The organism is Streptomyces sp. CA-135486, assembly GCF_050936555.1.
In the GTDB taxonomy this organism is placed as follows: domain Bacteria; phylum Actinomycetota; class Actinomycetes; order Streptomycetales; family Streptomycetaceae; genus Streptomyces.
In genome coordinates this window covers 3,263,521-3,289,224 of sequence record NZ_JBNJMM010000002.1, presented here as the reverse complement: position 1 = coordinate 3,289,224, position 25,704 = coordinate 3,263,521, and the positions used below count along the sequence as shown (strand labels likewise).

Below are 25,704 nucleotides of genomic sequence, written 5' to 3'. Positions count from 1 at the left end.
GAATCACCGGCCACATGTATCCGGGGAAATCCCCTTATGGCCGGAGAATCCGACGGCAGAGGAGACATTCGTGAGCCTCGACGATACTGAGCCCGGCACAGTCAGGATCGCAGGGTACCTCCGGTGCTTTCCCTTCGATATCTGGGGAATGGAAACGCATCGGATCGCACTTCGCAGGTACGCCGGAGAACTTGGACTGCCTGAGCCCACGATCTATCTGGACAACGGCTTGTGCTCCCGAGGGCCGCTGCCGGGCCTGGAAAGGCTTATGGACCAGGTGACTTGCGGCAGCTACAACGTGCTGCTGATACCCGGGCCGTTCGTTTTCTCCGTGCGCGATCTCGAGGCCTCCGCAACCCTCGGACGGATCACTGGCTCCGGCTGCATGGTGCTGGAACTCCCGCCCCTTCACGTCCCGAGGCACTCCGGACCGGAGCCGCCGGGCGCGATGGCGCTGTCTGCGGCCCGTCCGGCGGGCCGGCAGAGGCTCGCGAAGGACTGGGCGGGATAACGGTCGGGTTCCAGCCATTGACGACCACTGCGGCCCCATGTGAAATGTCACACGCCACATTGCGCGGCGCACCGAATGCCCATAGCCGTGCAGCCCGCTCACCGATCCCCCCGGATCCTCACACCCGTGACCGATCCCCCCAGGTCGTCACTCCCGTGACCGAACCCCCCAGGTCGTCACTCCCGACCGTCCGCATTACCTCGCAGAGGAGCGTCCCGTGAAGAGACCCACCATTCCCGCTCTGCCCTCCACCGCCCGCACCACGTGCCGCGTCGTGGCGCTGACCTCGCTCCTTACGGTGGCCGCGCTGTCCACCACGGGCTGCAACGGACTGGTCGGCCGCAGCGCCGAGAGTGACGACAAGGGCCCCATCGTGCTCGGCATGGCCATACCGATGTCCGGCAGCAGTGCGGACACCGGCCCGTACATGAAGAACGGTGCGCAGCTCGCGGTCGACGAGATCAACGCCAAGGGCGGCGTTCTCGGCCGGAAGCTGCGGCTGCAGGTGGAAGACGACGCCTGCGACCCGAAGACCGCGGTCGCGGCAGCCAACAAGCTGGTCGCGGCGCACGCGGCCGTCTCGGTCGGCGGCTACTGTTCGGGCGCCACCCTGCCCACGCTGCCGATCTTCGACAAGCGCAACATCCCCATGGTCATTCCAGCGGCCAACTCCAACCAGCTCGTCAGCCAGCACCTCAAGCATGTCTTCCTCATCAACGGCACGGGCAGCCAGCAGGCTGCCGCCGCGGTCGCCTGGCTGAGCAAGGACGGGGCCAAGAAGGTCGCCGTCATGGATGACAACACCAGCTACTCCAAGGACATCGCCGACCTCACCTGGGCCAAGCTGGGCACCACGGGCGCTCCGGCCAAGGCCGTCGAGGAAGCGGTCAACCCGGGTGAGAGCGACTACAGCCCCAATGTCACCAGCGTGCTGAAGTCGGCCCCCGACTACGTCTACTGGACCGGCTACTACCAGGAGGGCGGTCTGCTGATCCGGCAGTTCCGCCAGGCCGGGTACAAGGGCAAGTTCCTCGTCGGCGACGGCTCGGTCGACCCGAAGCTCGTCAAGATCGCGGGCGCCGAACACGGCGAGGGCGCCTTCGCGACCATGACCCAGACCCCCCAGACCACTCCGGGCGCCGAGAGCTGGATCGCCTCCTACAAGGCGAAGTTCGGCGCCGAACCCGGCCCGTACTCCACCCAGTCCTACGACGCCGTCCGGGTCGCCGCCGAGGCCATCAGTAAGGCCGGCAGCACCGACGGCGACAAGGTCACCGCGTCGCTGGAGGCGATGGACGGCTTCAAGATCTTCTCCGGCCCGCTGAAGTTCACCGCCGACCACACGCTGAGCAACGGTGGCTTCGTGATCCTCGCCGTCAAGGACGGGCAGTTCGTCCTGCGGGATTCCCTCAAGTAGCCCGGAGGAGCTCGCATGGCACAGCTGATCTGGAACGGGCTGTTCGTCGGCTCGTTCTACGCCCTGGTCGCCCTGGGCTACAGCATGGTCTACGGGATCATCAAGCTGCTCAACTTCGCCCATGGTGACCTCTACATGCTCGGAGCGTTCTCCGGGTTCGCGATGCTCGGCGCGCTGGGCGGCTTCGTACCCTCAAGTTCGCTGCTCGCACTGTTCGTCGTGCTCGTGCTGACGATGCTGGCGACGGGTCTGGGCGGCGTCGCACTGGAGCGGGTGGCCTACCGGCCGCTGCGCGGGGCGCCACGCCTCTCGCTGCTCATCACCGCGGTGGGCGCGTCGTTCGCGCTGGAGTACGGCGTCCGCATCGTCGCCGGCCCCAACCCGAGGGTCTATCCGGTACGTCTCGACGGCACCGCCGTGGCGGTGCTCGGTGCCAAGATCACCATTCAGCAGCTCGTACTCATGGCGGTCGCCGCCGGGCTGATGGTGGCGCTGAACACCCTGGTCATGCGCAGCCGCCAGGGGCGGGCGATGCGCGCCATCGCGCTCGACCCGAAAGCGTGCCTGCTGATGGGCATCAACGTCGACGCGGTCATCTCCCGTACCTTCTTCATCGGTTCGGCCCTGGCCGGCGCCGCCGGAGTCATGTCCGGCGCGTACTACGGAAAGATCGACTTCCTGATGGGCTTCATCATCGGGCTCAAGGCATTCACCGCGGCCGTCATCGGCGGCATCGGCAATATGAAGGGCACCATGCTGGGCGGCCTGGTCCTGGGGCTGCTGGAGTCCTTCGGCACCGACTGGCTCGGAGGCCAGTGGCGCGATGTGTTCGCCTTCGGCTTCCTCATCCTCTTCCTGACCGTGCGGCCGACCGGCCTGCTCGGCGAGCGTGTGACGGAGCGAGTGTGATGACGGCCGTCCAGAACCCACCGGTGAAGCCCGTCAAGGGCCGTGGCCCCTCGCCCGTCTCACGGCTGCTGGAAAGCCGAAGGCTGGGCTGGGCCGGGCTGATGACCGCCCTGCTCGCCCCGTTCGTCATCGCCACTCCGTACGCGATGAACGTGATGACCAGCGCGGTCATCTTCGTGATGCTCGCCGTCGGTCTGAACATCGTCGTCGGCTACTGCGGCCTGCTCGACCTCGGCTTCGCCGCCTTCCTCGCGGTCGGCGCATACACCGGCGGAGTACTCGCCACGGAGTTGAAGGTCCCGCTCCTGGCCACCGTACCGGTCGTCGTCGTGGTGACCGTGGTGGCCGGAGTGGTGATCGGAGGTCCCACGCTGCGGCTGCGCAGCGACTATCTGGCCATCGTGACACTCGGCTTCGGGGAGATCATCCGGATCGTCGCGAGCAATCTGGACATCACCGGTGGTCCATCGGGGATCTACGGCATCCCCGGCCTGCTCGGTGACCCGCTCTCCGACCCGGTGGTCTTCTACTACACCGCCGTACTGATCGTCTCGGTCGCGGTGCTTTTCGCCGCGCGGCTCGGCCGCTCCCGTATCGGCCGCGCCTGGCGATTCGTCAGAGAGGACGAGGACGCTGCCGAGGCCAGCGGAATCCATACCTACCGGGTCAAGTTGGCGGCCTACGTCGCGGGTGCGGTCTGGGGCGGGCTCGCGGGCGTGCTGTTCGCCGGCCAGCTCTCCGCGATCTCCCCGGCCAGCTTCACCTTCCTGCAGTCCGCCCTTGTGCTGATGGCGGTCGTGCTCGGCGGTATGGGCTCCACCCCCGGCGTCGTGGTCGGCGCCGTGGTCATCAGTCTGCTGCCCGAGCTGCTGCGGGGCCTGGCCGACTACCGCTACTTCGTGTTCGGCGTGCTGCTCATCGTCGTGATGCTGCTCCGCCCGCAGGGCCTTTGGCCGCACCGTTCGCGCGAGCCCGGCCACACGGCGGCGCGGAGCACGCCCGGTGCACCCGGCGCCCCGGCGAAGGAGGAAACGTGATGCTCGAAGTAACGGATCTGCGGCTGGCTTTCGGCGGAGTCCGCGCCGTCGACGGCCTCACCTTCTCGGTCGGTGAGGGCGAGATCGTCTCGATCATCGGCCCCAACGGCGCGGGGAAGACCTCAGCCTTCAATTGTGTGAGCGGGTTCTACCAGCCGACCGGGGGCGCCGTCCGGCTGGCGGGAGAGGCGGTGACGGGCCTGCGCCCGTCGGCGGTCGCCGCCCGCGGCCTCGCCCGCACCTTCCAGAACCTGCGGCTGTTCGGCGAGCTGTCGGTGCTGGACAACGTGCGGGCGGGCACCCATCTGTGGCTGAGGCAGAGCACCCTCGACGCGGTGCTGCACACCCCCCGTTACCGGCGCAGCGAGCGCGAGAGCACCGACGAGGCGCACGCATGGCTGGACTTCGTCGGGCTCCGCGGCGACCGGGCCGGTCTGGTGCGTCACCTCCCGTACGGCGAGCAGCGCCGGGTGGAGATCGCCCGCGCCCTGGCCAGACGGCCGAAGCTGCTGCTGCTCGACGAGCCGGCCGCCGGGCTCAACCACGGCGAGAAGGCCGAGTTGCTCGCCCTCGTCCGCCGGATCCGGGAGCTGGGCGTGGCGATCGCGCTCATCGAGCACGACATGGGCCTGGTCATGGAGGTGTCCGAGCGGGTGGTCGTACTGAACTTCGGAAAGGAGATCGCCGACGGTCGTCCGCAGGAGGTACGGCAGGACCCGAACGTCATCGAGGCCTATCTCGGCCGGGCGGCCGACGATGACGAAGTCCAGGCCGCTCGCGCCGGATGGGAAGGAGAGGGGGCACACCATGCTTGAGATCCGCGGCCTCGACGTCCATTACGGAGGAGTGCGGGCACTGAGAGGGCTCGACCTCAGCGTGGCCGAAGGGGAAACGGTCGCCCTCCTCGGCAACAACGGCGCGGGCAAGACCACCACACTGTCGGCAGTGTCAGGGCTGGTCCGACCCGCCGCGGGCCGGATCACGCACGCCGGTGAAGACATCACGCGGACCTCTCCGCCGAAGATCGTCGCGCGAGGGGTGGTGCACGTCCCCGAGGGTCGGCGGATCTTCAGCACGCTGACCGTGCATGAGAACCTGCTGCTCGGCGGCTATCTGGTGCGCGACGGCGCCGAACTCGCCCGACGGGTCGAGGAGGTCTTCGAGTTGCTGCCCCGGCTGGCCGAACGGCGGTCCCAGCACGGCGGGACGCTGTCCGGTGGGGAGCAGCAGATGCTCGCCATCGGCCGGGCCCTCGTCGCCCGCCCCGGCCTTCTGATGCTGGACGAACCGTCGATGGGCCTGGCCCCGCTCATGGTCGCCGCGGTGATGGACGTGATCAGGGACATCAACCTCGGCGGCACGTCGGTGCTCCTCGTCGAACAGAACGCCACGGCTGCGCTGAAGATCGCGCATCGGGGATGTGTGATCGAGAACGGGGAGACGGTGCTGGAGGGCACAGCGGCCGATCTGTCCGCCGACCCCCGCGTCGTCCAGGCCTATCTGGGCGGGGTTTCATAGCCGGCTACGAACGGCTCGGATCGAAGGCGCCTGACCAGGCTGACGCCCGTCAGGCGTCTTCTGCGCGGTCCGATCACAGCGGGGAGCAGCGCGGAGACTCGGCTTGACGATGGTGGCTCAGTCGGTCCGCCCTTGAAGTACGGCACCACGTTGGTGCCGATCTCCTCGTCCCTCGCCTCGTAGTCAACCCCGAAGTAAATGTACGTTCCGGCGCCGATGCCGTGCTGTCCCGCGGGCCACACTCCTGCGGCCGCCCACACCGCCTGCCGCGGCTCGTGCGGGCGCGCGAGGGCTTCAAGAAGCCGAGGGCGGGGACGCCCGCGGGAAAACCGTACTTGCCAAGTGATCGAACTCCACGCTTGGGTATGGCAGTTAGGGGGAATAGCCCTTACTTCTCAGGGGGAACAAGGGGGGCCTGCTCATGACTGCGGGGGATCCACAGAGCCGTATTCCGGCCTATCCGGGCGTCGATCGCTTCATCGACGCGTTCGACAAACTGGTGGTACAGCCGCGGCGCAGCCGCAGCAGAGTGCCGGTCGTCCTGCTCAGTGAGCCGGGCGGCGGCAATGCGGGACGCCGGATCGTCACGGGGCTGCGGTCACGTATGCGCGGCCGCAGCGAGGTCCTCGCCCCGCACGCGTACATCCCGCAGATCCCGGACGGGGCCGACCCGCCGCCGCTCGAACTCTTCGAGCATCTGACTCTTCAGCTCGCCGAGACCATGCCGCCCGGCACCGGTGAACTACGGCTGCACAGCTACCGGTTGCTGCGATCCGTCGTCACCGCGCCCGCCATCGAGGGGCTCATGGAGCGCCGCCACGCCGAGCTGCGCAACCACTGCTACGCGGAGTACCGCAACTGGTCCCGTACCGCCCAGACCCTGTGGTGGCTCGGCGGCCGCGACCAGGCCAGCGGCGGCACGCTGCTCGAGCTGCTGTGGAACTTCGTCGCAGGCCCGCTCTTCCAGCGGCTGCCGCGCGCCTTCTACGGCTGGCGCGCCAACCGCCGCATGCTCGGGCGGGCCCGCAGCCGCAGCTGGTACGCGGAGTGGGTGCGCCGTCAGCACGGCAGTCCGCCCACCGACTTCTTCCGCTCGGCGCTCGACCTCGTACACGGCGAGGCCGCCAACGAGCCGGAGCGTATGGACCGAGTGCTCATGCACGCCCTGCTCGCCGACCTCGACCAGGCGTGCCGGGCCCGTCTCTTCAGCCCCTGGCGGCGGCGCCGCACCTCCCGCTTCGTGCTTCTCTTCGACGAGGCGGGGCCCGCCGACTCGCGCATCCAGCGCTTTTTGCGTGAACTCCGCTCCGCCATGGAGGACTTGCGCTGTACCTCGGTGTTCGCGGTGGCGGGCGGCGTACGCTCGCTGGCCTCGCGCATCCCCGACATCGACGCAACGGGCCTCGCCCACGCCGGCGCCGAGCTGATCAACATCGAGCGGCGCGGGATGACGCCGGGTCAGCCGACCGGCATCGTCGTGCCGGTGGCCGAGGGACCCGAGGACGACCAGGCGGCGGTGTACTGGCTCGGCCGCTGGCCGACACTGGTGACGCCGTCGCCGCGCTGGGGTCCCGGCGCCGAGGTGGCCGGAGTGCTCGGCATCGGCACGCTCGCACTCGCACTCGCCGCGGGCCTCGTTCTCGTACCGGACATCGGCAGCAGCGAAAAGGACGACCCCTGCCAGGGCTCCACCTTCCTCGGTACGGACGGTCATTGCGTCGGCGTCGCCGAAGGCGCGGCCGGCTTCGGCAAGGAACCCAGTGAGCAGGCCGTACGGGCCGTGCTCCAGCAGATCGAACGGCAGAACGAGGAGGTCGACAGGGAGCTCGCGGGCCGGCCCGGCGACGACCCGCGCCCCGGTCGCCGCACCGTCGTCTACTTCGGCCCGCTCACCGGCGGCAAGGACGCCGAAGACCCGGTGCGCGGCGGCACATTGGCGGAGCTGCGCGGCATCGCGCTGGCACAGCAGCACATCAACGCCCAGGCGCTGCGTTCCGGCGAGCGCGTCCCACTGCGGGTGCTCGCCGCCAACGCCGGTGACCGCTTCAAGGACGCACCCGCCGTCGCCGACCGGATCGTGGAGCTCGCCGCGAGCGATCCGTCCATCGCGGGCGTCGTCGGCATCGGGCAGAGCCGCCGCAAGACGTACGACGCGATACGCACCCTCGACAAGGCCGGCATCCCCATGGTCGGCACCTCTGGCACCGCCGATGAACTCCTTCGCCAGGGCGAGCACTACTACCAGACGGCCCCCACCGATGCGCGGGCAGCCGAGCTGATGGCGGCGTTCGCTGCGAGCGCCGGGATGACCACGGGCGGACAGAAGGCCCGCCGGGTGAGTCTCGTTGCCGACGCCACCGACGCCTACAGCAACAGCCTTGCCGCGTCCTTCCGTGCCTCATACGGGCCGGGACGCACCGACGTGCTCCTCTACACCCCCACCGACGCACCGGAACCGGGACCGGTGCCGGGCGCGCTCGGCGGGCGACCCGCCTCGACCGTGGAGGACCTGGCCCGCGAGGTCTGCCGGGCCGTGCGCGAGGAGCCGCGGACGGCGGTGGTGTGGTCGGCGCGGGCCAGCCAGTTCCAGCTGTTCCTGGCCGAGATCGTCCGTATCTCCGGCGACTGCCCAAAGATCAGCGTGCTCGGCGGCGACGACGTCACCAACACGCTGACGGAGGAGCGGCGCCCCTGGGACGACTTCAAGGGCCTCACCCTCTTCTACGTCTCGCACGGCTACGCGCCCACGCTGGCGGCACGGAGCCCGGAGGCCGCGGCGTTCCTCGCGGCGTACGACCGTGCGTACGGCGGCGACCACAGCGCCAGGACGAAGGCCATGCGCGAGGACGGCCATGTCGCGCTCGCCTGGGACGCGTTGCGCTATCTCGCCGAAGGCATCGACCAGGCCTGGCGCACCACCGGCGGACATGACGACCGCCTCGACCGCGGGCTGCTGCAAGGGGTGCTCTACCAGGGCCTGGGCGGCGGGGGCTTCGACGGCGCCACCGGCCGTATCGACGCGCACGGCGCAGCGGGCGGGGGACGGCTGACGGAGGACAAACTGCTTGCGGTGCTGCGGGGCAGCAGCGCCGAGCCGACGACCGAGCTGCTGTGCGGCACGGTGGCGCGCGGCGATGAACGCACGACGTGGGGGCCGAAGGGCACGGAGCACCGGTGCCCGTAACCGCGTCGGCTCACGCGGGCAGGGCTCGTGGTGATGCCATCGACGCGACTACTCGAACCGCGTGGTGTCGCCTGCCCCTCGGCGTACGATCTCGAGTTCGCCGCCGGAGAAGTCGATGACCGTGGTCGGCTCGGTGCCGCAGTCGCCCGAGTCGACCACGGCGTCCACCACGTGGTCGAGCCGTTCCTTGATCTCCCAGCCCTGTGTCATCGGCTCGTCCTCGTCGGGCATGAGCAGAGTGCTGGAGAGGAGCGGCTCACCGAGTTCGGCGAGCAGGGCCTGAGCGACGGCATGGTCGGGAATCCGGACTCCGACGGTCTTCTTCTTCGGGTGCAGCAGCTGGCGCGGCACCTCCTTCGTCGCCGGGAGGATAAAGGTGTAACTGCCGGGCGTCGCCGCCTTGATCGCGCGGAACACGTCATTGTCGATGTGCACGAACTGACCCAGCTGCGCGAAGTTCTGGCACACAAGGGTGAAGTGGTGACGGTCGTCGAGGTTCCGGATCGACCGGATCCGGCCGATGCCGTCTCGACTGCCCAGCCGGCATCCCAGTGCGTAACAGGAGTCCGTCGGATACGCGACGAGCGCACCGGCTCGGATACTGTCGGCCACATTGCTGATGGTGCGCCGCTGAGGATTCTCGGGGTGCACGTCGAAATACTTCGCCATCCGCCGAGTCTAGGTCCTTTCCGGTCGATCTGGCCGGATCAGTGAGCGGGGTCTGGTGCGGGCAGATGCAAGGCGGAGGATGGAGCCCAGGCGGTGGGGGCACCTCCCGTGCCCGAAGGGCTACGGGGAGTGCGTGCCAGGGCACGCGAGCCCGGCAAGATCGGCCGGATGGCATGACCAGCCGTCAGGCGGTGAGCTCCTCGTCACCGGGCGCCGGGCGCAGCGTGGCCGGTGGGTTGGTGAGGGCGGCGGCCAGTTGCTGTTCTGCCACGGTCAGGGCCTCCTCCGCGGTGCAGGTACCGGTGGAGACGCAGAGCGTGTAGGTGACGTCCTCCAGCTGCCGTCGGATCTCGGGAGAGCTCTGCTCGGCATGCCGGTCGTGAAGGGTCCGGTACTGCTCGACAAGGTTTCGCAGTAACGCGGGGTGGGCCGTCAGCACGGGTGGTCCTCCTTCTGAAAGGGCCGATCTCGGCCCGCCTGCGTACAGGGCGCCTGGCGCCGCGTTGTGCCCTGGTGGCTAGGCGAACATGCCCCTGCGAAGCCTGGTGAGTGTGCGTGTGAGGAGCCGGGAGACGTGCATCTGGGAGATGCCGAGTTCGGCGCCGATCTGGGACTGGGTCATCTCCTGGCCGAAGCGCATCTCGATCATGCGTCGCTCCCGGTCCTCGAGCTGTTCCAGGAGGGGGGCCAGGGTGTGCAGGTCCTCCATCGTCTCAAGCGCGGGGTCCGGCTCTCCCCTCAGGTCGGCGATCGTGCGCCCCTGGTTGGGCCGGCCGTCGTCGCCGGGGTCGTTGGGCATGTCGAGGGAGCCTGCGGTATAGCCGTTGGAGGCAATGAGGCCTTGGATGATCTCCTCCTCGCTGAGCTTCAGATACTCGGCGAGTTCCTTGACCGTGGGGTCGCGGTCCAGGCTGCCGGCGAGCCGTTCCTTCGCCTGGGCGATCTCCACACGCAGTTCCTGCAGGCGCCGGGGGACGTGCACGGCCCAACTCGTGTCGCGGAAGAACCGCTTGATCTCGCCGACGATGTAGGGAACGGCGAAGGAGGTGAACTCGACCTCGCGGGACAGGTCGAAGCGGTCGATGGCTTTGATGAGCCCAATGGTGCCGACCTGGATGATGTCCTCCATGTCGCCGCTGCCGCGGTTACGGAAGCGGTTCGCGGCGAACCGCACCAGAGAAAGGTTCATCTCGATGAGGGTGTTGCGCGCGTACTGGTACTCGTGCGTGCCCTCCTCAAGGACGTGAAGCTGGTCGAAGAACAGCTTCGAAAGGGCCTTGGCGTCCTTCGGGGCGACCTTCCCCGCGTCCTCGATCCAGGGCAGCACATCGCCCCTGGCCGATGCGCCGACCGGAGAAGAAGCTGCGGCATCCGTCTGCACGGCGTCGGCCGTCTGTGCAGAAGTCGCTGTCATGTCTCAACCCTTCCCTCGTCGTGCTCTCTTCCCGGACCGCGCCTGCCCGGTCGTGCGTGCTGTATGCCTGTTGTCCTCTTGTTCGTATGCCGATTCGATCCGGGGTAGAGGATGACGAAAGGGCGAGGGTGAGATGCTGTGTGGAGGGGGTGGGAGTGTGGATGCCTCACGAGGAGCGGACCCGCCGGCAGCCTCAGTGCCGCACAGGCTGGCCGAGTTGGCGATCTGTCCGCTGACGGATCGGCCGGGAGTGCACGCGGCCGGTGAGATCACTCTGACCACGCGCACGGCGTGGGAGCGGGCACTTGAGAGTCTGGTCGGCGGGGGTGGTGACGTGCACCTGGATATGTCCGCGGTGACGTTCGTCGACGTCGCGGGTGCGTCCGCCGTGGCGGTCGCCGCCCAACAGCTGGGCAGTGGGAGGCGCATGGTTCTTGAGGGCCCGCCGCCCACGCTACGGCGTGCTCTGGAGATGTTCTGGCCCGGCTTGGCGGCGATCGAGGTGAAGGCGTGACGCACGGGGCTGAGTCTTTCGTCCACCCGGCACTGTTCTACCGGGGAAGCCAGGAGTACCTGGCCGGGACGGTGCCATTCATCCAGGAAGGTCTCGCCGCGGGCGAACCGGTGGCGGTGGCTGCACCCGGGAGCAATCTCGAACTGCTCCGCGCGGAGCTGGGGGAAAGCGCCGAAGCGGTGCGATTCATCGACATGAAAGAGGCCGGGCGCAACCCGGGGCGGATCATTCCCAAGGTGCTGCGGGCTTTTGCCGATGCCCATCCCACCGGACGGGTGCGGATCATCGGTGAGCCGATCTGGCCCGGCCGTACTCCGGACGAATACCCGGCCTGTGTCCAGCATGAGGCGCTGATCAACATCGCTTTCCGCGAACGGGACGTCACCATCGTCTGCCCTTATGACGCCGCAGGGCTCGATGCCGCGGTGCTGGCCGACGCGTACGCCACACACCCCGTGGTGGTGGACGGAGGACGTGAGGAGCACAGCGATACATACGACCCCGACCGCGCCGTGGCTGCCTACAACCAGCCGCTGGCACGCCCGTTGCGGGCCCACGCGTTCACCTTTGATGCCGAACGCCTCCCCGATGCACGGGACTTCGCGGTTGAGCGGGCCCAGCACCTGGGTCTGGCGGGCAAGCGTCTGGGGGACTTCGCCCTGGCTGTCGCCGAGCTGACCACCAACAGCGTGGTGCACGGCGGTGGATCGGGCAGCTTGTGGGTCTGGGGCGAGGGCGGGCAGGTCCTGTGCGAAGTCAGGGACTCAGGGCAGCTGACGGACCCACTGGCGGGCCGTCGTCCGCCTCTGCGCGACCAACTCGGCGGCCGGGGCCTGCTGATGGTCAATTACCTCACCGACCTGGTGCGTGTCCACACGAGTCCGGAGGGCACCGCGATCCGCTTCCACCTCGGGAACTGAACGCCATTGTCCAGCGGCTCCGGCCCGACGCGAAGGGAATGCGTGCCGAGCGAAATGCGAGCCACCTGAAAACGCGCGCATGGAGGGCCAACCCCTGGGCACACGAGGTCCTGGAGGTTGATAACTATGGTTCCCCTGCTTCTCGTTCTCTTGCTCGCCCTGCTTCTCTTTGGTGCTGGATTCGCATTGAAGGCACTGTGGATCGTAGCGGTGGTCGTGCTCGCCGTGTGGCTGCTCGGCTTCGTCATGCGCTCCGCCGGAACAGGAGGAAGTCGCGGCCGCTGGTACCGCTGGTAGCCGGCGCGACACCAGATTCGCAGGGCGGCCCCGGACATTCATGTCCGGGGCCGCCCTGCGCCATTCTGGCGAAGTAGGGTTACGGTGTGCACACAGGAGCGAATCCAGGACAGAAGAAGGTTGCATTCCTGGGCACTTCTCCATTTCCGGTAAGTGTCCACAAATGCCCGGCACGTGGCTCTTCGAACAGCAGTCCGCAGGACCAACTCCCGGCCCCTCCAGCCACGTCCGACGGCTCGCCCCCGGGCGACGCGCATACACCTCATCGCTGCCGGAATCCATGGTTCCGCAGATCTTTGTCTGCGTCACAGCTGTTGGGCTAGTCTTTGGCGAATTTGGTGTTCACTTCGTAACTCCGTGTACTGCTCTCGTAGCGGCCGAATTCGAGTGAGGTAGACATGGCTGACACGACCGGATCACGGTCTGCGGTGGGCAGCACGGCTGCCCGCGGCGGCGCCAAGGTCGGTGAGCTGGAATTGCGGCAGTTGCTTGCCGGGCTGACCGCTGTCCGCGACGGTGACTTCGGCACCCGGCTGCCCAGTGAGGCCGACGGCCTGCTCGGTGAGATCGCCACCGTCTTCAACGGCATGGTCGACCAACTCTCCTTGTTCACCTCCGAGGTGACCCGCGTCGCCCGCGAGGTCGGCACCGAAGGAACCCTGGGCGGCCAGGCCGAGGTACCCGGCGTGTCCGGCACCTGGGCGGATCTCACCGACTCGGTGAACGCCATGGCCGGCAACCTCACCACACAGGTACGTGACATTGCGCAGGTGGCCACCGCCGTGGCCAAGGGCGACCTGTCCCAGAAGATCGACGTCGATGCCCGCGGCGAGATCCTGGAGTTGAAGGAGACCGTCAATACGATGGTCGACCAACTCTCCGCATTCGCCGACGAAGTCACCCGCATGGCACGCGACGTCGGCAGCGAGGGCCGCCTCGGTGGTCAGGCGCAGGTACCCGGTGTCGGTGGAGTCTGGCGGGACCTGACCGACTCGGTGAACTTCATGGCCGGCAACCTCACCAATCAGGTCCGCAACATTGCCCAGGTCACCACGGCTGTCGCCAAGGGCGACCTGTCCCAGAAGATCACCGTCGATGCCCGCGGCGAGATCCTCGAGCTCAAGAACACGATCAACACCATGGTCGACCAACTCTCCGCATTCGCCGACGAAGTCACCCGCATGGCACGCGACGTGGGCACGGAGGGCAGGCTCGGCGGGCAGGCGGACGTCAAGGGGGTCTCCGGCACCTGGCGGGACCTGACCGACTCGGTGAACTTCATGGCCGGCAACCTCACCGCTCAGGTGAGATCGATCGCGCAAGTGGCCACCGCGGTGGCCCAGGGGGATCTGTCCCAGAAGATCACCGTCGACGCCCGCGGCGAGATCCTCGAGCTCAAGGACACCATCAACACGATGGTCGGCCAACTCTCCGCATTCGCCGACGAGGTGACCCGCGTCGCACGCGAGGTCGGCACGGAGGGCAATCTGGGAGGCCAGGCGACCGTGCGCGGTGTGTCGGGCACTTGGGAGGATCTCACCGACAACGTCAACGTCATGGCCTCCAACCTGACGGGCCAGGTGCGGTCCATCGCCCAGGTGGCCACCGCCGTGGCGCGTGGCGACCTGTCGCAGAAGATCACCATTGAGGCCGAGGGCGAGGTGGCCGCGCTCGCCGGGGTGATCAACACCATGGTCGACACGCTGTCGGCGTTCGCGGACGAGGTCACGCGCGTGGCGCGTGAGGTCGGTACCGAGGGCATCCTCGGGGGCCAGGCGCACGTCCCCAACGTGGCCGGGACCTGGAAGGACCTCACCGACAACGTCAACTCGATGGCGAACAACCTGACCGGCCAGGTACGCAATATCGCCCTGGTGACCACCGCCGTCGCCAAGGGCGACCTGTCGAAGAAGATCGACGTCGATGCGCGCGGCGAGATCCTGGAACTCAAGACCACCATCAACACGATGGTCGACCAGTTGTCGTCCTTCGCGGCCGAGGTGACGCGTGTCGCCCGGGAGGTCGGCAGCGAGGGGCGACTCGGGGGCCAGGCGGAGGTCGAGGGTGTTTCGGGCATGTGGAAGCGCCTCACCGAGAACGTCAACGAGTTGGCAGGCAATCTGACCCGGCAGGTACGGGCCATCGCCGAGGTGACCAGCGCTGTTGCCGAGGGTGATCTGACCCGTTCCATCACCGTGGACGCCTCCGGCGAGGTCGCCGAGCTCAAGGACAACATCAACTCGATGGTGGGGTCGCTGCGGGAGACGACCCGGGCCAATCATGAGCAGGACTGGCTGAAGACGAATCTGGCGCGCATCTCCGCGTTGATGCAGGGCCATCGTGACCTGGCTGTCGTAGCTGAGAACATCATGGATGAGCTGACGCCTCTGGTAGAGGCTCAGTACGGTGCTTTCTATCTCGCCGTGGAGGGGGAGAAGGGCCTGGAGCTGATGCTTGTCGGCTCCTACGGCCGCCCCGCGGGATCCGACCCGGACACACGGTTCAGGCTGGGCGAATCCCTGGTCGGCCAAGCCGCGCGCAGCCGTCGCGTCATCTCCACGGACAAGGTTCCGGGCGACTACATCACCCTGTCGTCCGGCCTGGGCCACACCTCGCCGGGCAGCCTGATCGTGCTGCCGATTCTCGTCGAGGACCAGGTCCTCGGTGTCATAGAGCTCGCGTCCTTCGCCTCGTTCGCGCGCGTCCACCGAGACTTCCTCGAGCGGCTCATGGGAACCGTGGGCGTCAACGTCAGCACCATCGTGGCCAACGCCCGTACCGATGAACTGCTCGGTGAGTCGCAACGCCTGGCGAGCGAGCTCCGGGCGCGCTCGGAGGAAATGCAGGTGCAGCAGGAGGAGTTGCAACGGTCCAACGCCGAGCTGGAGGAGAAGGCCGCGCTGCTGGCCGCGCAGAACAGCGACATCGAGGCCAAGAACCTGGAGATCGAGCAGGCCCGCGGCGAGTTGGAAGCCCGGGCTCAGCAGCTGTCCCTCGCTTCGAAGTACAAGTCGGAGTTCCTGGCCAACATGAGCCACGAGCTGAGGACGCCGTTGAACAGCCTCCTCATTCTCGCGCAGCTTCTGTCGCAGAACCCCACGCGAAATCTCACGCCCAAGCAGGTCGAGTACGCGGGCATCATCCACTCGGCCGGCTCCGATCTACTGCAATTGATCAACGACATCCTGGACCTGTCGAAGGTCGAGGCCGGCAAGATGGACATCCATCCGGAGCGAGTCCAGCTGCGCCGGCTCCTGGAGTACGTCGAAGCCACCTTCCAGCCACTCACCATTCAAAAGAGCCTCGGCTTCACGGTCACCACAGCCCCGGGAGTGCCGGCCGATCTGCTCACCGACGATGCGCGGCTGCGTCAGGTACTGCGCAATCTGCTGTCCAACGCGGTCAAATTCACCGAACGCGGCAGCGTCGAACTTCGGATCGAGCCGGCCGCGGAAAGCGAACTGCCCCAGACCATGCGCCGGGTCGGGCCCACCGTGGCGTTCCGCGTCAAGGATTCCGGAATCGGCATCGCTGAGCAGCAGCTGGAATCCATCTTCGGCGCCTTCCAGCAAGCAGACGGGACCACAAGCCGGAATTACGGCGGAACCGGGCTGGGTCTGTCCATCAGCAAGGAGATTGCCCATCTGCTCGGAGGCGCGGTCACCGCTGAGAGCACGCTGGGCGAGGGAAGCACCTTCACCCTCTATCTGCCCGCGTGCCGCGCGGACTTCGAACACCGTGCCGCACTGGCGCAGAGCGCTGAAATTGTCAGCAGTGAAACATCATCCGACGACACCCCTCGTCCCGCCGCTCCCCCCGCCCTTCACACGTCCCCGCGGCAGCGACGCCTTCTGGTGATCGAGGATCGGCCGCGTGGACTCATGACGCTGGTCGCCGAAAGCACCGTCGCCGAATTCACCGACAGCCGCGAACTGACCGACCCGCGTGCCTCAGTGGAAGTCGTCAGCGCCCTCGGAGCCCAGGAAGCGGCCGCCGCGCTCGCCGCGGAATCCTGCCACTGCGTCGTACTGGACCTTGACATGCCCGACGGCGAGGCTCTTCGGTTCCTTGACGCCATGGACGGCGACGCGGGACTCCGCGGCGTGCCCGTCCTGGCCCACAACAACCGACGTATGGATCCGGCACAGGAACGGACACTGCAGTCGCGCGTCGAGACCCAACCGCTGGAGCTGCTCTCCAGCCTGGACGAACTGCGGGAACGCATCGCCCTGCACCTCTCCGCCGAGCAGCCGGGCGACGTCCTGCCACTCCTGCGTCCCGAGGAAGCCGCACACGCATCGCCCCAGGACACTGACGAGACCCTGGCCGGGCGCACCATCCTCGTCGTCGATGACGACGCCCGTAATCTGTACGCCCTCAGCGGCATCCTGGAATTCCACGGCGTCCACGTTCTGCGGGCCGAGAACGGCCGTAAGGGCATCGACACGCTCGCCGAGAACCCGGGCATCGACCTGATTCTGATGGACGTGATGATGCCGGAGATGGACGGCTATACCGCCACCGCCGAGATCCGGCGGAGGCCGGCCCACAGCGCTCTGCCCATCATCGCCGTGACGGCCAAGGCCATGCCCGGGGACCGCGAGAAGTGCCTGGCCGCGGGAGCCAGCGACTACGTCACCAAACCGTTGGACGCCGATGAACTCATCGCGTGCGTCCGCCGCTGGGTGAACACGTAGCCGGCGCCCCGCCCCTCACTGTCGCGCGTCGACCATCCCGTCAGGAGCAGCACTACGGTGAATACTCCCCAGCCGCCCGAAGAGCCCGTCCGGGATGACGGGCCGCTGGGGGCTGCCTCCGATCGCCAGTACGCCCGCGTCAACCATGTGCCCCCGCCCCGGTCGGAAGTGGGCATCGACGACGAGGCGGGTTCCGCTCTCTCCGCCGTCGTGGCGGACGCCCAGGCCGAGGTCGGCGACAATCCGGCCGGCGCGTCGGCGGTCGGCCGACTGGCCGCGACGGTGGATCGCCTTCGCCGTGAAGTCCAGGCGGCCCATGCCGCCGCTGATGGCCGTGCCCTGATCGAGATCGCCAAGGGCGTCCTGATCGAGCGGTTCCACTGCGGCCCTACCGAGGCAGCCGGGCACCTCGCTGGGCTGGCCGAACAAACGGGCATGTCACAGCTTGAGCTGGCTGCCGACATCATCAATCAGTCCGCACAGGACAGTTTCACCGAGGCGGCCCGCGACTTCATTTCTCGGACCAACAGTGCCGATGAGACCTCCGACGGGACGGGCGGATCCGTCGCGGTGCGGCTGCGCGCGGCCGAGAGCGGCGCACTGGCCGCAGACGACACGCAGGCCGTGGCCGAGTCCGTCCTGCACCACGCCCTCGCCCCGCTGGGTGCCACTGCGGTCGCCATCTGGGCGGCAGGACATGACGCGTCTCTCACCCTCGCCGGAAACGCCGGATTCGCCGCGGAAGAAGCCGGGCGCTGGCGCTATGTGCCGCCCGGTGTGGAGACCGTGGCCCGCCGCGCGCTGACCGAACGCCGGACCGTGTGGTTCCAGGCACTCGCAGAAGCGGGCCTTCCCTCGATCAGCGACTATCAGGCAACCGGTGGCGGCCGGGTGGCCGTACCGGCCGGCGCCGGCGGCCGGATCATCGGAGTCCTGGAAATCTGCTGGCCGCACCGGCTTGAGCCGCAGCCGCCCCAGATCCAGCGTCAAGTGGAAGCCCTCGCTGAACTGTGTGCCCGCACACTGGAAACGCACACGGCCGCAGTCATCGGTTTCCCAGGCGCACCCAACGCGCTGAAACGAGACCTCGCCGAATTGGTCGACCTCGTCGACGGCCTGCACGATCCCGCTCTGGTGCTGCTGCCCCACCTCGAGGCCGACGGGCACCTGACCGACTTCCGCATCCATCACACAAACCGGCACTTCGTCGATCCCGCCGGGCGACCGCGCAGCGCCGTCAGCGGAGCGATGCTTCTGGAGGCCTACCCCATGGCCGCCGGCGACAGTGAACTGTTCGAGAAGGTGGAGCGGGTGCATGCCACCGGTGAACCCTTCTACGCCCAGCGGATGGCTCTCACCGCGCTGGTCGATCAGGTGCCGCTCGAAGCTGTCGCCGACATCAGCATCAGCAGGCATGGCGCTGCCGTACTGCTCATCTGGCGGATAGAAGACGAAGCAGGCCGGCTGGCCAGCCTGTTGCAGCACGCCCAGCGCCTGGGCCGCATCGGCGGATTCGAGGAGAACAACACAACCGGCAAGATCACATGGAACCAGCAACTGCACAGCCTCCACGGTCTGCCGCCCACCGCTGCTCCCATCCCCTTGGAGCAACTGCCCGCGCACGCCCACCCCGACGACTCAGTCGCCATCGGCCGCTTTCTGCGTACCCTGTTCCAGCACCAGCGGGCCGCTTCCACCGCCTTCCGCCTGCAACGTCCCGACGGCGTCACCCGGCACGTCCGCGTCGTCGCCGAGCCGGTCCTCGACGCGGACGATCGGTTGCTCGCTGTCCGAGGTGCCTTCCAGGACATTTCGTCCCAGCACTGGACCGAGGTGGCGTTGGCAGCGACACGTGACCAACTCGCCCACACAGAGCAGGAGTCGGCCGAGCGCAACCGCCTCGCTCTGCAACTCCAGCAGGCAATCATGCCGCCCACCCGGGGGCCGATCGACGCGCCCGGGCTCAGCATCGGAGTGCGCTACCGGCCCGCGGAGACCGAGCACCTGGTCGGCGGCGACTGGTACGACGCGTTCGTCCTGCCGTCGGGGCAGGTACTCGTATGCGTCGGTGACATCGCGGGCCATGGCATCGAGGCGGCGACCAGCATGATCGTCCTCCGTAACGCCCTGCGTGGCCTCGCTGTCACCGGCGCGGGCCCCGCGCAGCTGCTGACCTGGCTCAACCTGGTGACTCACCACCTGACCGAGCCGGTCACCGCCACTGCGGTCTGCGGTCTTTACGATCCCGGCCGCCGTATCCTGCGCTGGGCCCGTGCCGGTCATCTGCCGCCCGTCCTGGTGACCGAGCAGGAGACCACGAAACTGCCGCTCATCCGCGGCATGCTGCTCGGTGCCGTCGCACAGACGGACTACGAGGAGGGCGAAGTACGACTCGAGGTGGGCGACACGTTGCTGATGTACACCGACGGACTGGTCGAGCGGAGGGACTCCTCCATCAACGACTCGCTGCAGCATCTGATCGCCACCGCGAGCGTTGCCACCCCGTCGCTGGAACAACAACTGGACCGGTTGCTCACGCACAGCCGGGCGGACACGGATGACGACACATGCGTCGTCGGCCTCCGAGTGGAGTGATCGCGCACTCCGACGTTGCGGTCGGCCGGGGGGAATGCTTGTGCGCAGTCGGGGAACGCGCGTTCACACCGGACCTTCACTCTGGAAAGGATGACGCATGTCGACAGCCACACCGTCCACACGACGCATCGACACGGAGTCGCAGCCCCTGGACAACGTCCAGGACAGGGTCGGTGAACTGCCGTGGATCGAGGACACGGAGAAGATCGCACCGAAGGACGCGCGCGAGTTGTCGAAGCTGTTCTTCGCTCGACTGCGGGTCCTCGAGGAAGGCACCCACGAGTACCAGTACGCGCGCAACACCCTCATCGAGATGAACCTGACCCTGGTCCGGTTCGCCGCCCGCCGTTTCCGCAACCGGGGCAACGGTGAGATGGAGGACATCATCCAGGTCGGCACCATCGGTCTGATCAAGGCGATCGACCGCTTCGACCTCTCGCGCGAAGTCGAGTTCACCTCCTTCGCCATCCCTTGCATCGTCGGCGAGATCAAGCGGTTCTTCCGCGACACCAGCTGGGCCGTCCACGTCCCCCGTCGCCTCCAGGAATTGCATGTCGAGCTGACCAAGGCCAAGGAAGAACTCACCACACGCCTGGACCGCCGGCCCAGCGTGGCGGAGTTGGCCGAGCAGCTCGGTCTCAGCGAGGACGAAGTCGTCGAAGGCCTCATCGCCTCCAACGGATACGCCGCCGGCTCCCTCGACACGCCGGGCGGCTCCGCCGACGATGGCGACGGCAACGCCCCCGCCTACGCCGAGATCCTCGGCGACAGCGATCCCGCGATCGAACTCGTCGAAGACCTCAACGCCCTCGCCCCGCTCCTTGACCGGCTCGACGACCGCGAACGCCACATCATCGAGTTGCGCTTCGGCCAGGAGAAGACCCAGTCCCAGATCGGCGAGGAACTCGGCATCTCCCAGATGCACGTCTCCCGCCTGCTGGCCCGCACACTGAAAAAGCTCCGGACCGGCATGCTCTCCGACCGCTGACCACCCGCACCGGTCCCCTGAGCACATCTGGCCATGTGTGACGCGCGGCAACACGACCGCCGCCGCCGTCGGCGTTCGCTCCTCCTCCTCGACGACCATGCCGGGCAGCTGCCCACCCCCGTCAGCGAGGGAGTCAAGGAGGAGGAGGTCGTCGACGGCACCGGCGAGGGCCGCGAGGACAGCCTCCACGGAGGCGGAGGGGGCCGAGGCACGCATCAGGGCGCCCTCGCGCCCCGCACCCTCAGCGAAGGGACGGCGTCACGCCCCCGGCCACGAGCCCGGCCGGGTCCGCGCGGAGAATGGCCTCCTGCGCGAGGCGCAGCGGTGGGCCCGGTTCGATCCCCAGCTCATCCCTGATGATCTTGCGCGCCCTGCGGTACACGCCCAGTGCGTCGCCCTGGCGTCCCACCCGGTACAGGGCGGCCATCAGCTGCCGGTAGAAGGGCTCCCGCAACGGATGCTGGACCACCAGACCCTTGAGCTCTTCGATCGCGGCGTAGTGGCGGCCGAGCGCCAGGGCGGACTCAATATTCAGCTCGATGCAGTTGAGCCGTTTTTCTTCCTCGACCGCCGCGAACGAGTTGATCTCCAGAGAACCCGCGATCCCGTCGAGAACAGGCCCCCGCCAGAGAGCGAGGGCCTGTCCAAGGTGCTCCGAGGCGCCCACGTAGTCTGACGCGAAGTACCGGACTCTGCCGTTCTCGTAGAGCTCGTCGAACAGCCGTACGTCGAGCTGAGCCCTCCGCACATCCAGAATGTAGCCGGGCGACACCGTCATGATCGGCGGCGGCCCGCTGCCGGGTTCACCGAGGAGTTTTCGCAACTGCGAAACATATACGCGCAGGCTCGCCGTCGCGGAGCGCGGCGGACGCTGCTCCCACAACTCGGCGACCAGCTTGTCTCCCGGTACGGCCTCCCCCGCTCGGACGGTCAGCAGTGCAAGCAATTTGGCGATCTTCGGTGGCGCAGGCGTCAGGTCGACATCGCCGCGGGTCACCCTCAGCCGGCCGAGCACCTGGTAGCGCAACTGCTGGCCGGATTGTGCGAAGTGCAGGGACACAGAAACCCCCTGAATGCGCGCGACGCATTCAACTAGTTAGAAATCCCCCGTTTAATCCAGGATGCCTGACGGAGCACGCTATTTCCGTAAACACCATAGCCCGGCGGTAGTTACGTGGTCATTAAATGGAAGATAACAGCGGCCCCGGGGGCCCGAATGTCTCATTTCCGGCCGTTGAATCAGCCGGAATTGAATTGTTGAACTATTGGCGGCAGAGCGGTAAGAGGCGGCCGGCTCGGGGATTTCCCCCTCGCGGGCCGCCTCTTGTCGGGCCTGTGCGTCACATCAGACGACGGACACCTGCTCAGGAGCGAGTGTCTCGGCCAGCCAGGAGAACAACCGCTCGTGGTACAGGGTCATGGCACCCGAGTGGCAGTGCGCGCCCCCGCCCTCGTCGGAGGTGAAGACGTGCAGCGACTTGGCGCTGTTCAGCCCCGTGTACACCTTCTTCGCGTGTTCAAGACCGGCGAAGAACATGTCCTCCTCGGCGTCGAGCACGAGAACGGGACAGCGCACCTGACCCACGACCTCGGAGAGGTTGAAAGCGGGCATGCGGCGCAGCAGTTCGGCGGGGGTTTGCACGCCGAACGTCCACAGCGCCTGCCGCAGCAGCCAGCGAGTGAAGGTCTGCTGCACGGCGATCCCGTACATGACGGGATTGGCGAAGTCGTCGCATCCCTGCTCGACCCACTCCAGCACGAACGGCGGCAGTGCCACCACATCACCGAGCTGCCAGACGGCGTCGTGCGCCACACATCCGGCCAGCCGGTGCTCGAATGCCGCGGCCCGTACGGCCAGCAGGCCGCCGAGGCTCGTGCCGATCAGCACGAGGCGTTCAGGGTCCACCCCCGGTTGTGCCAGGGCGAAGTCCACCGCCGGTGTGACCACCTTCTCCCAGTCGGGCCTGAAGGTGAGCCCTTGCTCGCGCAGTACCGAGCCCTGCCCGGGGCCTTCGAAGCAGAGGCAGTTGTAGCCCCGTGCCAGAGCGGCGGCCGCGACGAAGAAGTAGCCCTCTTCGAGTGTGGAGTCGATCCCGCCGTGGTGGATGAGGGTGGGCCGAGGCCCATCGGAGTCGTCCGCGCGGTAGAAGTAGCCCGGAAGTGATCCGTTCTCGTACGGGATGCTGACGGGCTGCGGCGGGCGTTCCATCAGGTTGGCGGCCTGCCCGAAGGTGTCCTGGGAGAGCCGTATCAGGCGGCCGGCCTCAGGGTCGTGTGCCGGGTCGTCGCGCAGGAAGAACTCGGCGGTCCGGTAGTAGTTGTGCGCGCGCAGCAGCGCGGCACGGGCGTCGACGGTCCGCTTCTCGCCGAGTGCCACCGTGCCCAGCCGGTGTACGCGCTCGGCCAGGGCGGTCCACTCGCGCCGCCAGGCATCGGTGTCGCCGTTCGGGATGCGCGAGGCGACGGCGATGACCTCGCCGAGCTGTGCGCCGCCGAAGTCGGCGTATCCGGCGGCGCGCAGCGCCTCGTAGTCGAAGGCTGGATCGTCGAAGAGGAATTTCATGGCTGCGGCTCCTGAGAGTGAGGGGGTGGTACAGGGCCGTACGTTGAGCGGTGCGGGTGCGGCTGCGGTGGCTGGTTCGGGTTGCGGTGGCTGGTGCGGCTGCGGGTTGCGGTGGCTGATGTGCAGGGGACGCCTACCGCGGTTCGGGGTGCGTCCTCGTCCCGTTGAGGAAGGTGTCGACGATCGACTCGGCGAACGCGGCCGACACCAGTGGCCGCTGCCGCAGGATCAGCCTGGAGAGCATCGGTCCGGTGAGCAGTTCGATGGCCTCGTCCACATCCAGGCCGGGTCGCAGCTCTCCGTCGGCGATGCCCGCGCGCAGCGCCCGGCGCAGCGCGTCCCGCCGGGCGGCGACCACCGAGTCCTCGAACCGTTCCACCAGTTGCGGGCGTCGCGCCGCCTCGCCGAGCAGTCCGGCGAGCAGGCGGTGCAGGTTGGTGTCCTCACCACGGTGCCGGATCTGGTCGACAAGGGTCACGAGCTTGTCCCGCAGCGGGAGTTCGTCCAGCGGGGGAACGGGAAGGTCGAGGCTGCCCAGGGCAGCGAGCACCAGCTCCTCCTTGTTGCGCCAGCGGCGGTAGATGGTGGCACGGGCGACCCGGGCCCGCTGCGCCACCAGGTCCATGGACAGGGCGCTGAAGCTGCACCCTTCGCCGAGCAGGCCGAGGGCGCTCTCCAGGATCGCCCGGTCGGCGGCGGGATCGCGCTGGCGGCCGCCCCGGGCGGTACGCCCCGTAACGGCCGTCGTTCCGGACCGGTCCCCGGATCCGGATACAGACATGGGCCGGAGGCCGTCGGGCATGCCGCCCTCGGCCTCCGGCTCAACGTGTGGTGCCATTCATACCTCCGTGGTGTGACTGGTTCTTGCCACTGCCTCCCTGTCCGGACGGGCTTCGCTCGTACGGGCAGGCAGGAGCAGCAGGCTGACGAGGGCGCCGAGAAAGGTGACCCCGGCGGCGACAAGAGCGGCAACATGCATGGCGGATACGTAGGAGTCGACGGCTGCGGCCGCCATTCCGGAGCCGCGCGGGCCGAGCGAGGCGGCGACGGCGAGCGTGCTCTCGACCGAGTCCTCCGCCTTGTCCCGGACTTCGCGGGGCAGTGCCGTCAGCCGGTCCGCCACGTTGGAGCGATAGGCCGTGGACAGGACCGAACCCAGCACGGCGACGCCGAGAGCGCCGCCGACCTGGCGGAACGTGGTGTTGACGGCAGAGCCCGTGCCCGCCCTCTCCCGCGGCAGCGCGGACATGACCGCGGTCGTGGCCGGTGGCATCACGCATGCGATGCCCACACCCAGGACGAACAGGATGGCTTCGAGGACCCATACCTCGGTGTGCTCATCGACGGTGCCCACGGCGAGAAACGCGAGCGTGGTCAGCAGCGTGCCGGTGACGCACACCGGGCGGACCCCGATCCGTTTGGCGGCGAGGGTGGCCGGCGGGGAGAAGGCCAACTGCGCCACGGCCAGCGGAAGCAGGCAGTACCCGGCCTCCAGCGGTGTCCATCCGCGCACGCTCTGCAGATAGAAGACGAGAAAGAACGTCCCGCCGAGCAGCGCGAAGAACACGAGGCCGATGACGGTCACGGCCGCCGAGAAACGGGGAATGCGGAAGAGGGCGATGTCCAGGGCGGGACGGCTCCTTCGCCGCTCCCACGCGACGAAGGCGGCCAGCACGGCGAGTCCGCCCAGCATGGGTCCCCACACCTGTGCTTCCGCCCAGTCGTCCGATTCACCGCCCTTGATGACTCCGAACACCAGCAGAGTCAGGCCGACGACGGACAGTGCGACGCCGACCGGGTCGAAGCCGCCGCGCCGTGGGTCTTTGGACTCCGGTACGACGGCGAGGGCGGCGACGGTTCCCACCACCACGATCGGGATGTTGATCAGGAAGACGGAGCCCCACCAGAAGTGTTCGAGCAGCACACCGCCGGCGATGGGTCCGATGGCCACGGCGAGGCCGGCCGCACCGGCCCAGATGCCGATGGCCTTGGCGTGCTCGGCGGGCGGGAAGACATCCATGATGATCGCCAGAGTCGCGGGCATCACGAGCGCGCCGCCGACCCCGAGACCGGCGCGGGCGACGATCAGTTCGTCGGCACTGCCCGCGTAGGCGGACCAGAGCGAGCAGCCGCCGAAGACGACGAGCCCGGCGAGCAGCGTGCGCTTGCGTCCCCAGCGGTCGGCGAGCACACCGGTGGTGAACAGCAGCGCGGCGAAGACGAGCGTGTAGGAGTCGACCGACCACTGCAGAGCGCTCTGCGAGGCGCCCAGGCCGACGGGTTCGGACTGAGCAAGCGTTTTCAGCGCCACGCTCAGTATGGAGGTGTCGAGTACCACGAGCAGGAGGCTGACGAGCAGCACGCCCAGGACCCACCAGCGGCGGGTGTCGAAGGCGGTGGGCGTCTCGGCGGTACGGAGTTGGGGTTGCGTCGTCACGGATTCCGCTCCTCGGAAGAAGAGGGTGCTGCGT

21 protein-coding genes are annotated in these 25,704 nt (G+C 68.0%); 13 read left to right on the top strand and 8 right to left on the bottom strand.

Features of this window, described 5'->3' with window-relative positions; genetic code table 11:
• Positions 1-70 precede the first annotated feature (70 nt).
• The 6 genes from ACQEVG_RS34665 (at position 71) to ACQEVG_RS34640 (ending at position 5,392) form a co-directional block, all read left to right on the top strand.
• Positions 71-511, top strand: a complete 441-nt coding sequence (locus ACQEVG_RS34665) for a hypothetical protein (protein WP_432991314.1) — start codon at positions 71-73, stop codon at positions 509-511.
• 217 nt (positions 512-728) lie between these two features.
• Positions 729-1,928, top strand: a complete 1,200-nt coding sequence (locus tag ACQEVG_RS34660) for a branched-chain amino acid ABC transporter substrate-binding protein (protein ID WP_432991312.1) — start codon at positions 729-731, stop codon at positions 1,926-1,928.
• A gap of 15 nt (positions 1,929-1,943) precedes the next feature.
• A complete protein-coding gene (locus tag ACQEVG_RS34655) occupies positions 1,944-2,837 on the top strand; it encodes a branched-chain amino acid ABC transporter permease (protein ID WP_432991310.1) in 894 nt (297 codons plus the stop codon).
• Complete coding sequence (locus tag ACQEVG_RS34650) at positions 2,837-3,874, top strand: branched-chain amino acid ABC transporter permease (protein WP_432991308.1); 1,038 nt, start codon at positions 2,837-2,839, stop codon at positions 3,872-3,874. Before ACQEVG_RS34655 ends, ACQEVG_RS34650 begins: the two co-directional genes overlap by 1 nt.
• Positions 3,874-4,689, top strand: coding sequence for an ABC transporter ATP-binding protein (locus tag ACQEVG_RS34645; RefSeq protein ID WP_432993105.1), 816 nt, complete (start codon positions 3,874-3,876; stop codon positions 4,687-4,689). Before ACQEVG_RS34650 ends, ACQEVG_RS34645 begins: the two co-directional genes overlap by 1 nt.
• A complete protein-coding gene (locus ACQEVG_RS34640; protein WP_432991306.1) occupies positions 4,682-5,392 on the top strand; it encodes an ABC transporter ATP-binding protein in 711 nt (236 codons plus the stop codon). The genes ACQEVG_RS34645 and ACQEVG_RS34640 overlap by 8 nt, the downstream gene beginning before the upstream one ends.
• On the opposite strand, the gene ACQEVG_RS34635 is transcribed toward ACQEVG_RS34640, so the two are convergent.
• Entirely contained in the window at positions 5,371-5,634 is a 264-nt protein-coding gene (locus tag ACQEVG_RS34635) for a glycoside hydrolase domain-containing protein (RefSeq protein ID WP_432991304.1), read from the bottom strand. The two genes, ACQEVG_RS34640 and ACQEVG_RS34635, sit on opposite strands and share 22 nt — an antisense overlap.
• Before the next feature lie 179 nt (positions 5,635-5,813).
• On the opposite strand from ACQEVG_RS34635, the gene ACQEVG_RS34630 reads away from it, so the two are divergent.
• The gene (locus ACQEVG_RS34630) at positions 5,814-8,576 is read left to right on the top strand and encodes an ABC transporter substrate-binding protein (protein ID WP_432991302.1); all 2,763 of its coding nucleotides are present in this window, start codon (positions 5,814-5,816) and stop codon (positions 8,574-8,576) included.
• Between the two features lie 48 nt (positions 8,577-8,624).
• On the opposite strand, the gene ACQEVG_RS34625 is transcribed toward ACQEVG_RS34630, so the two are convergent.
• From ACQEVG_RS34625 to ACQEVG_RS34615, 3 genes are all read right to left on the bottom strand, one after another.
• Entirely contained in the window at positions 8,625-9,245 is a 621-nt protein-coding gene (locus ACQEVG_RS34625; protein WP_432991300.1) for an L-threonylcarbamoyladenylate synthase, read from the bottom strand.
• A gap of 184 nt (positions 9,246-9,429) precedes the next feature.
• Positions 9,430-9,684: a DUF5133 domain-containing protein gene (locus ACQEVG_RS34620; RefSeq protein WP_432991298.1), complete on the bottom strand. Its 255-nt coding sequence runs from the start codon at positions 9,682-9,684 to the stop codon at positions 9,430-9,432.
• A 78-nt stretch (positions 9,685-9,762) separates the two neighbouring features.
• On the bottom strand, positions 9,763-10,659 hold the full coding sequence (locus ACQEVG_RS34615; RefSeq protein ID WP_432991296.1) for a SigB/SigF/SigG family RNA polymerase sigma factor: 897 nt from the start codon (positions 10,657-10,659) through the stop codon (positions 9,763-9,765).
• Positions 10,660-10,855: 196 nt separating this feature from the next.
• Here ACQEVG_RS34615 and ACQEVG_RS34610 point away from each other — a divergent pair, with 196 nt between their 5' ends.
• From ACQEVG_RS34610 to ACQEVG_RS34585, 6 genes are all read left to right on the top strand, one after another.
• Complete coding sequence (locus ACQEVG_RS34610; RefSeq protein WP_432991294.1) at positions 10,856-11,173, top strand: STAS domain-containing protein; 318 nt, start codon at positions 10,856-10,858, stop codon at positions 11,171-11,173.
• Positions 11,170-12,093 carry an anti-sigma factor RsbA family regulatory protein gene (locus ACQEVG_RS34605; protein ID WP_432991292.1) on the top strand — a complete coding sequence of 308 codons (924 nt, stop codon included), beginning with the start codon at positions 11,170-11,172 and terminating at the stop codon, positions 12,091-12,093. Before ACQEVG_RS34610 ends, ACQEVG_RS34605 begins: the two co-directional genes overlap by 4 nt.
• Before the next feature lie 126 nt (positions 12,094-12,219).
• Positions 12,220-12,390, top strand: coding sequence for a hydrophobic protein (locus ACQEVG_RS34600; RefSeq protein WP_405996981.1), 171 nt, complete (start codon positions 12,220-12,222; stop codon positions 12,388-12,390).
• Positions 12,391-12,788: 398 nt separating this feature from the next.
• On the top strand, positions 12,789-17,087 hold the full coding sequence (locus ACQEVG_RS34595) for a HAMP domain-containing protein (RefSeq protein WP_432991289.1): 4,299 nt from the start codon (positions 12,789-12,791) through the stop codon (positions 17,085-17,087).
• Between the two features lie 57 nt (positions 17,088-17,144).
• Positions 17,145-19,682: a SpoIIE family protein phosphatase gene (locus tag ACQEVG_RS34590; protein ID WP_432991287.1), complete on the top strand. Its 2,538-nt coding sequence runs from the start codon at positions 17,145-17,147 to the stop codon at positions 19,680-19,682.
• 97 nt (positions 19,683-19,779) lie between these two features.
• A complete protein-coding gene (locus ACQEVG_RS34585; protein WP_432991285.1) occupies positions 19,780-20,670 on the top strand; it encodes an RNA polymerase sigma factor SigF in 891 nt (296 codons plus the stop codon).
• A gap of 241 nt (positions 20,671-20,911) precedes the next feature.
• On the opposite strand, the gene ACQEVG_RS34580 is transcribed toward ACQEVG_RS34585, so the two are convergent.
• The 4 genes from ACQEVG_RS34580 to ACQEVG_RS34565 form a co-directional block, all read right to left on the bottom strand.
• The gene (locus ACQEVG_RS34580; RefSeq protein ID WP_432991283.1) at positions 20,912-21,730 is read right to left on the bottom strand and encodes an AfsR/SARP family transcriptional regulator; all 819 of its coding nucleotides are present in this window, start codon (positions 21,728-21,730) and stop codon (positions 20,912-20,914) included.
• A gap of 285 nt (positions 21,731-22,015) precedes the next feature.
• Positions 22,016-23,233: an alpha/beta hydrolase family protein gene (locus tag ACQEVG_RS34575; protein WP_432991281.1), complete on the bottom strand. Its 1,218-nt coding sequence runs from the start codon at positions 23,231-23,233 to the stop codon at positions 22,016-22,018.
• Positions 23,234-23,366: 133 nt separating this feature from the next.
• Complete coding sequence (locus tag ACQEVG_RS34570; protein ID WP_432991279.1) at positions 23,367-24,071, bottom strand: TetR/AcrR family transcriptional regulator; 705 nt, start codon at positions 24,069-24,071, stop codon at positions 23,367-23,369.
• Positions 24,072-25,670, bottom strand: a complete 1,599-nt coding sequence (locus tag ACQEVG_RS34565; protein WP_432991277.1) for an MFS transporter — start codon at positions 25,668-25,670, stop codon at positions 24,072-24,074.
• Positions 25,671-25,704: the final 34 nt, after the last annotated feature.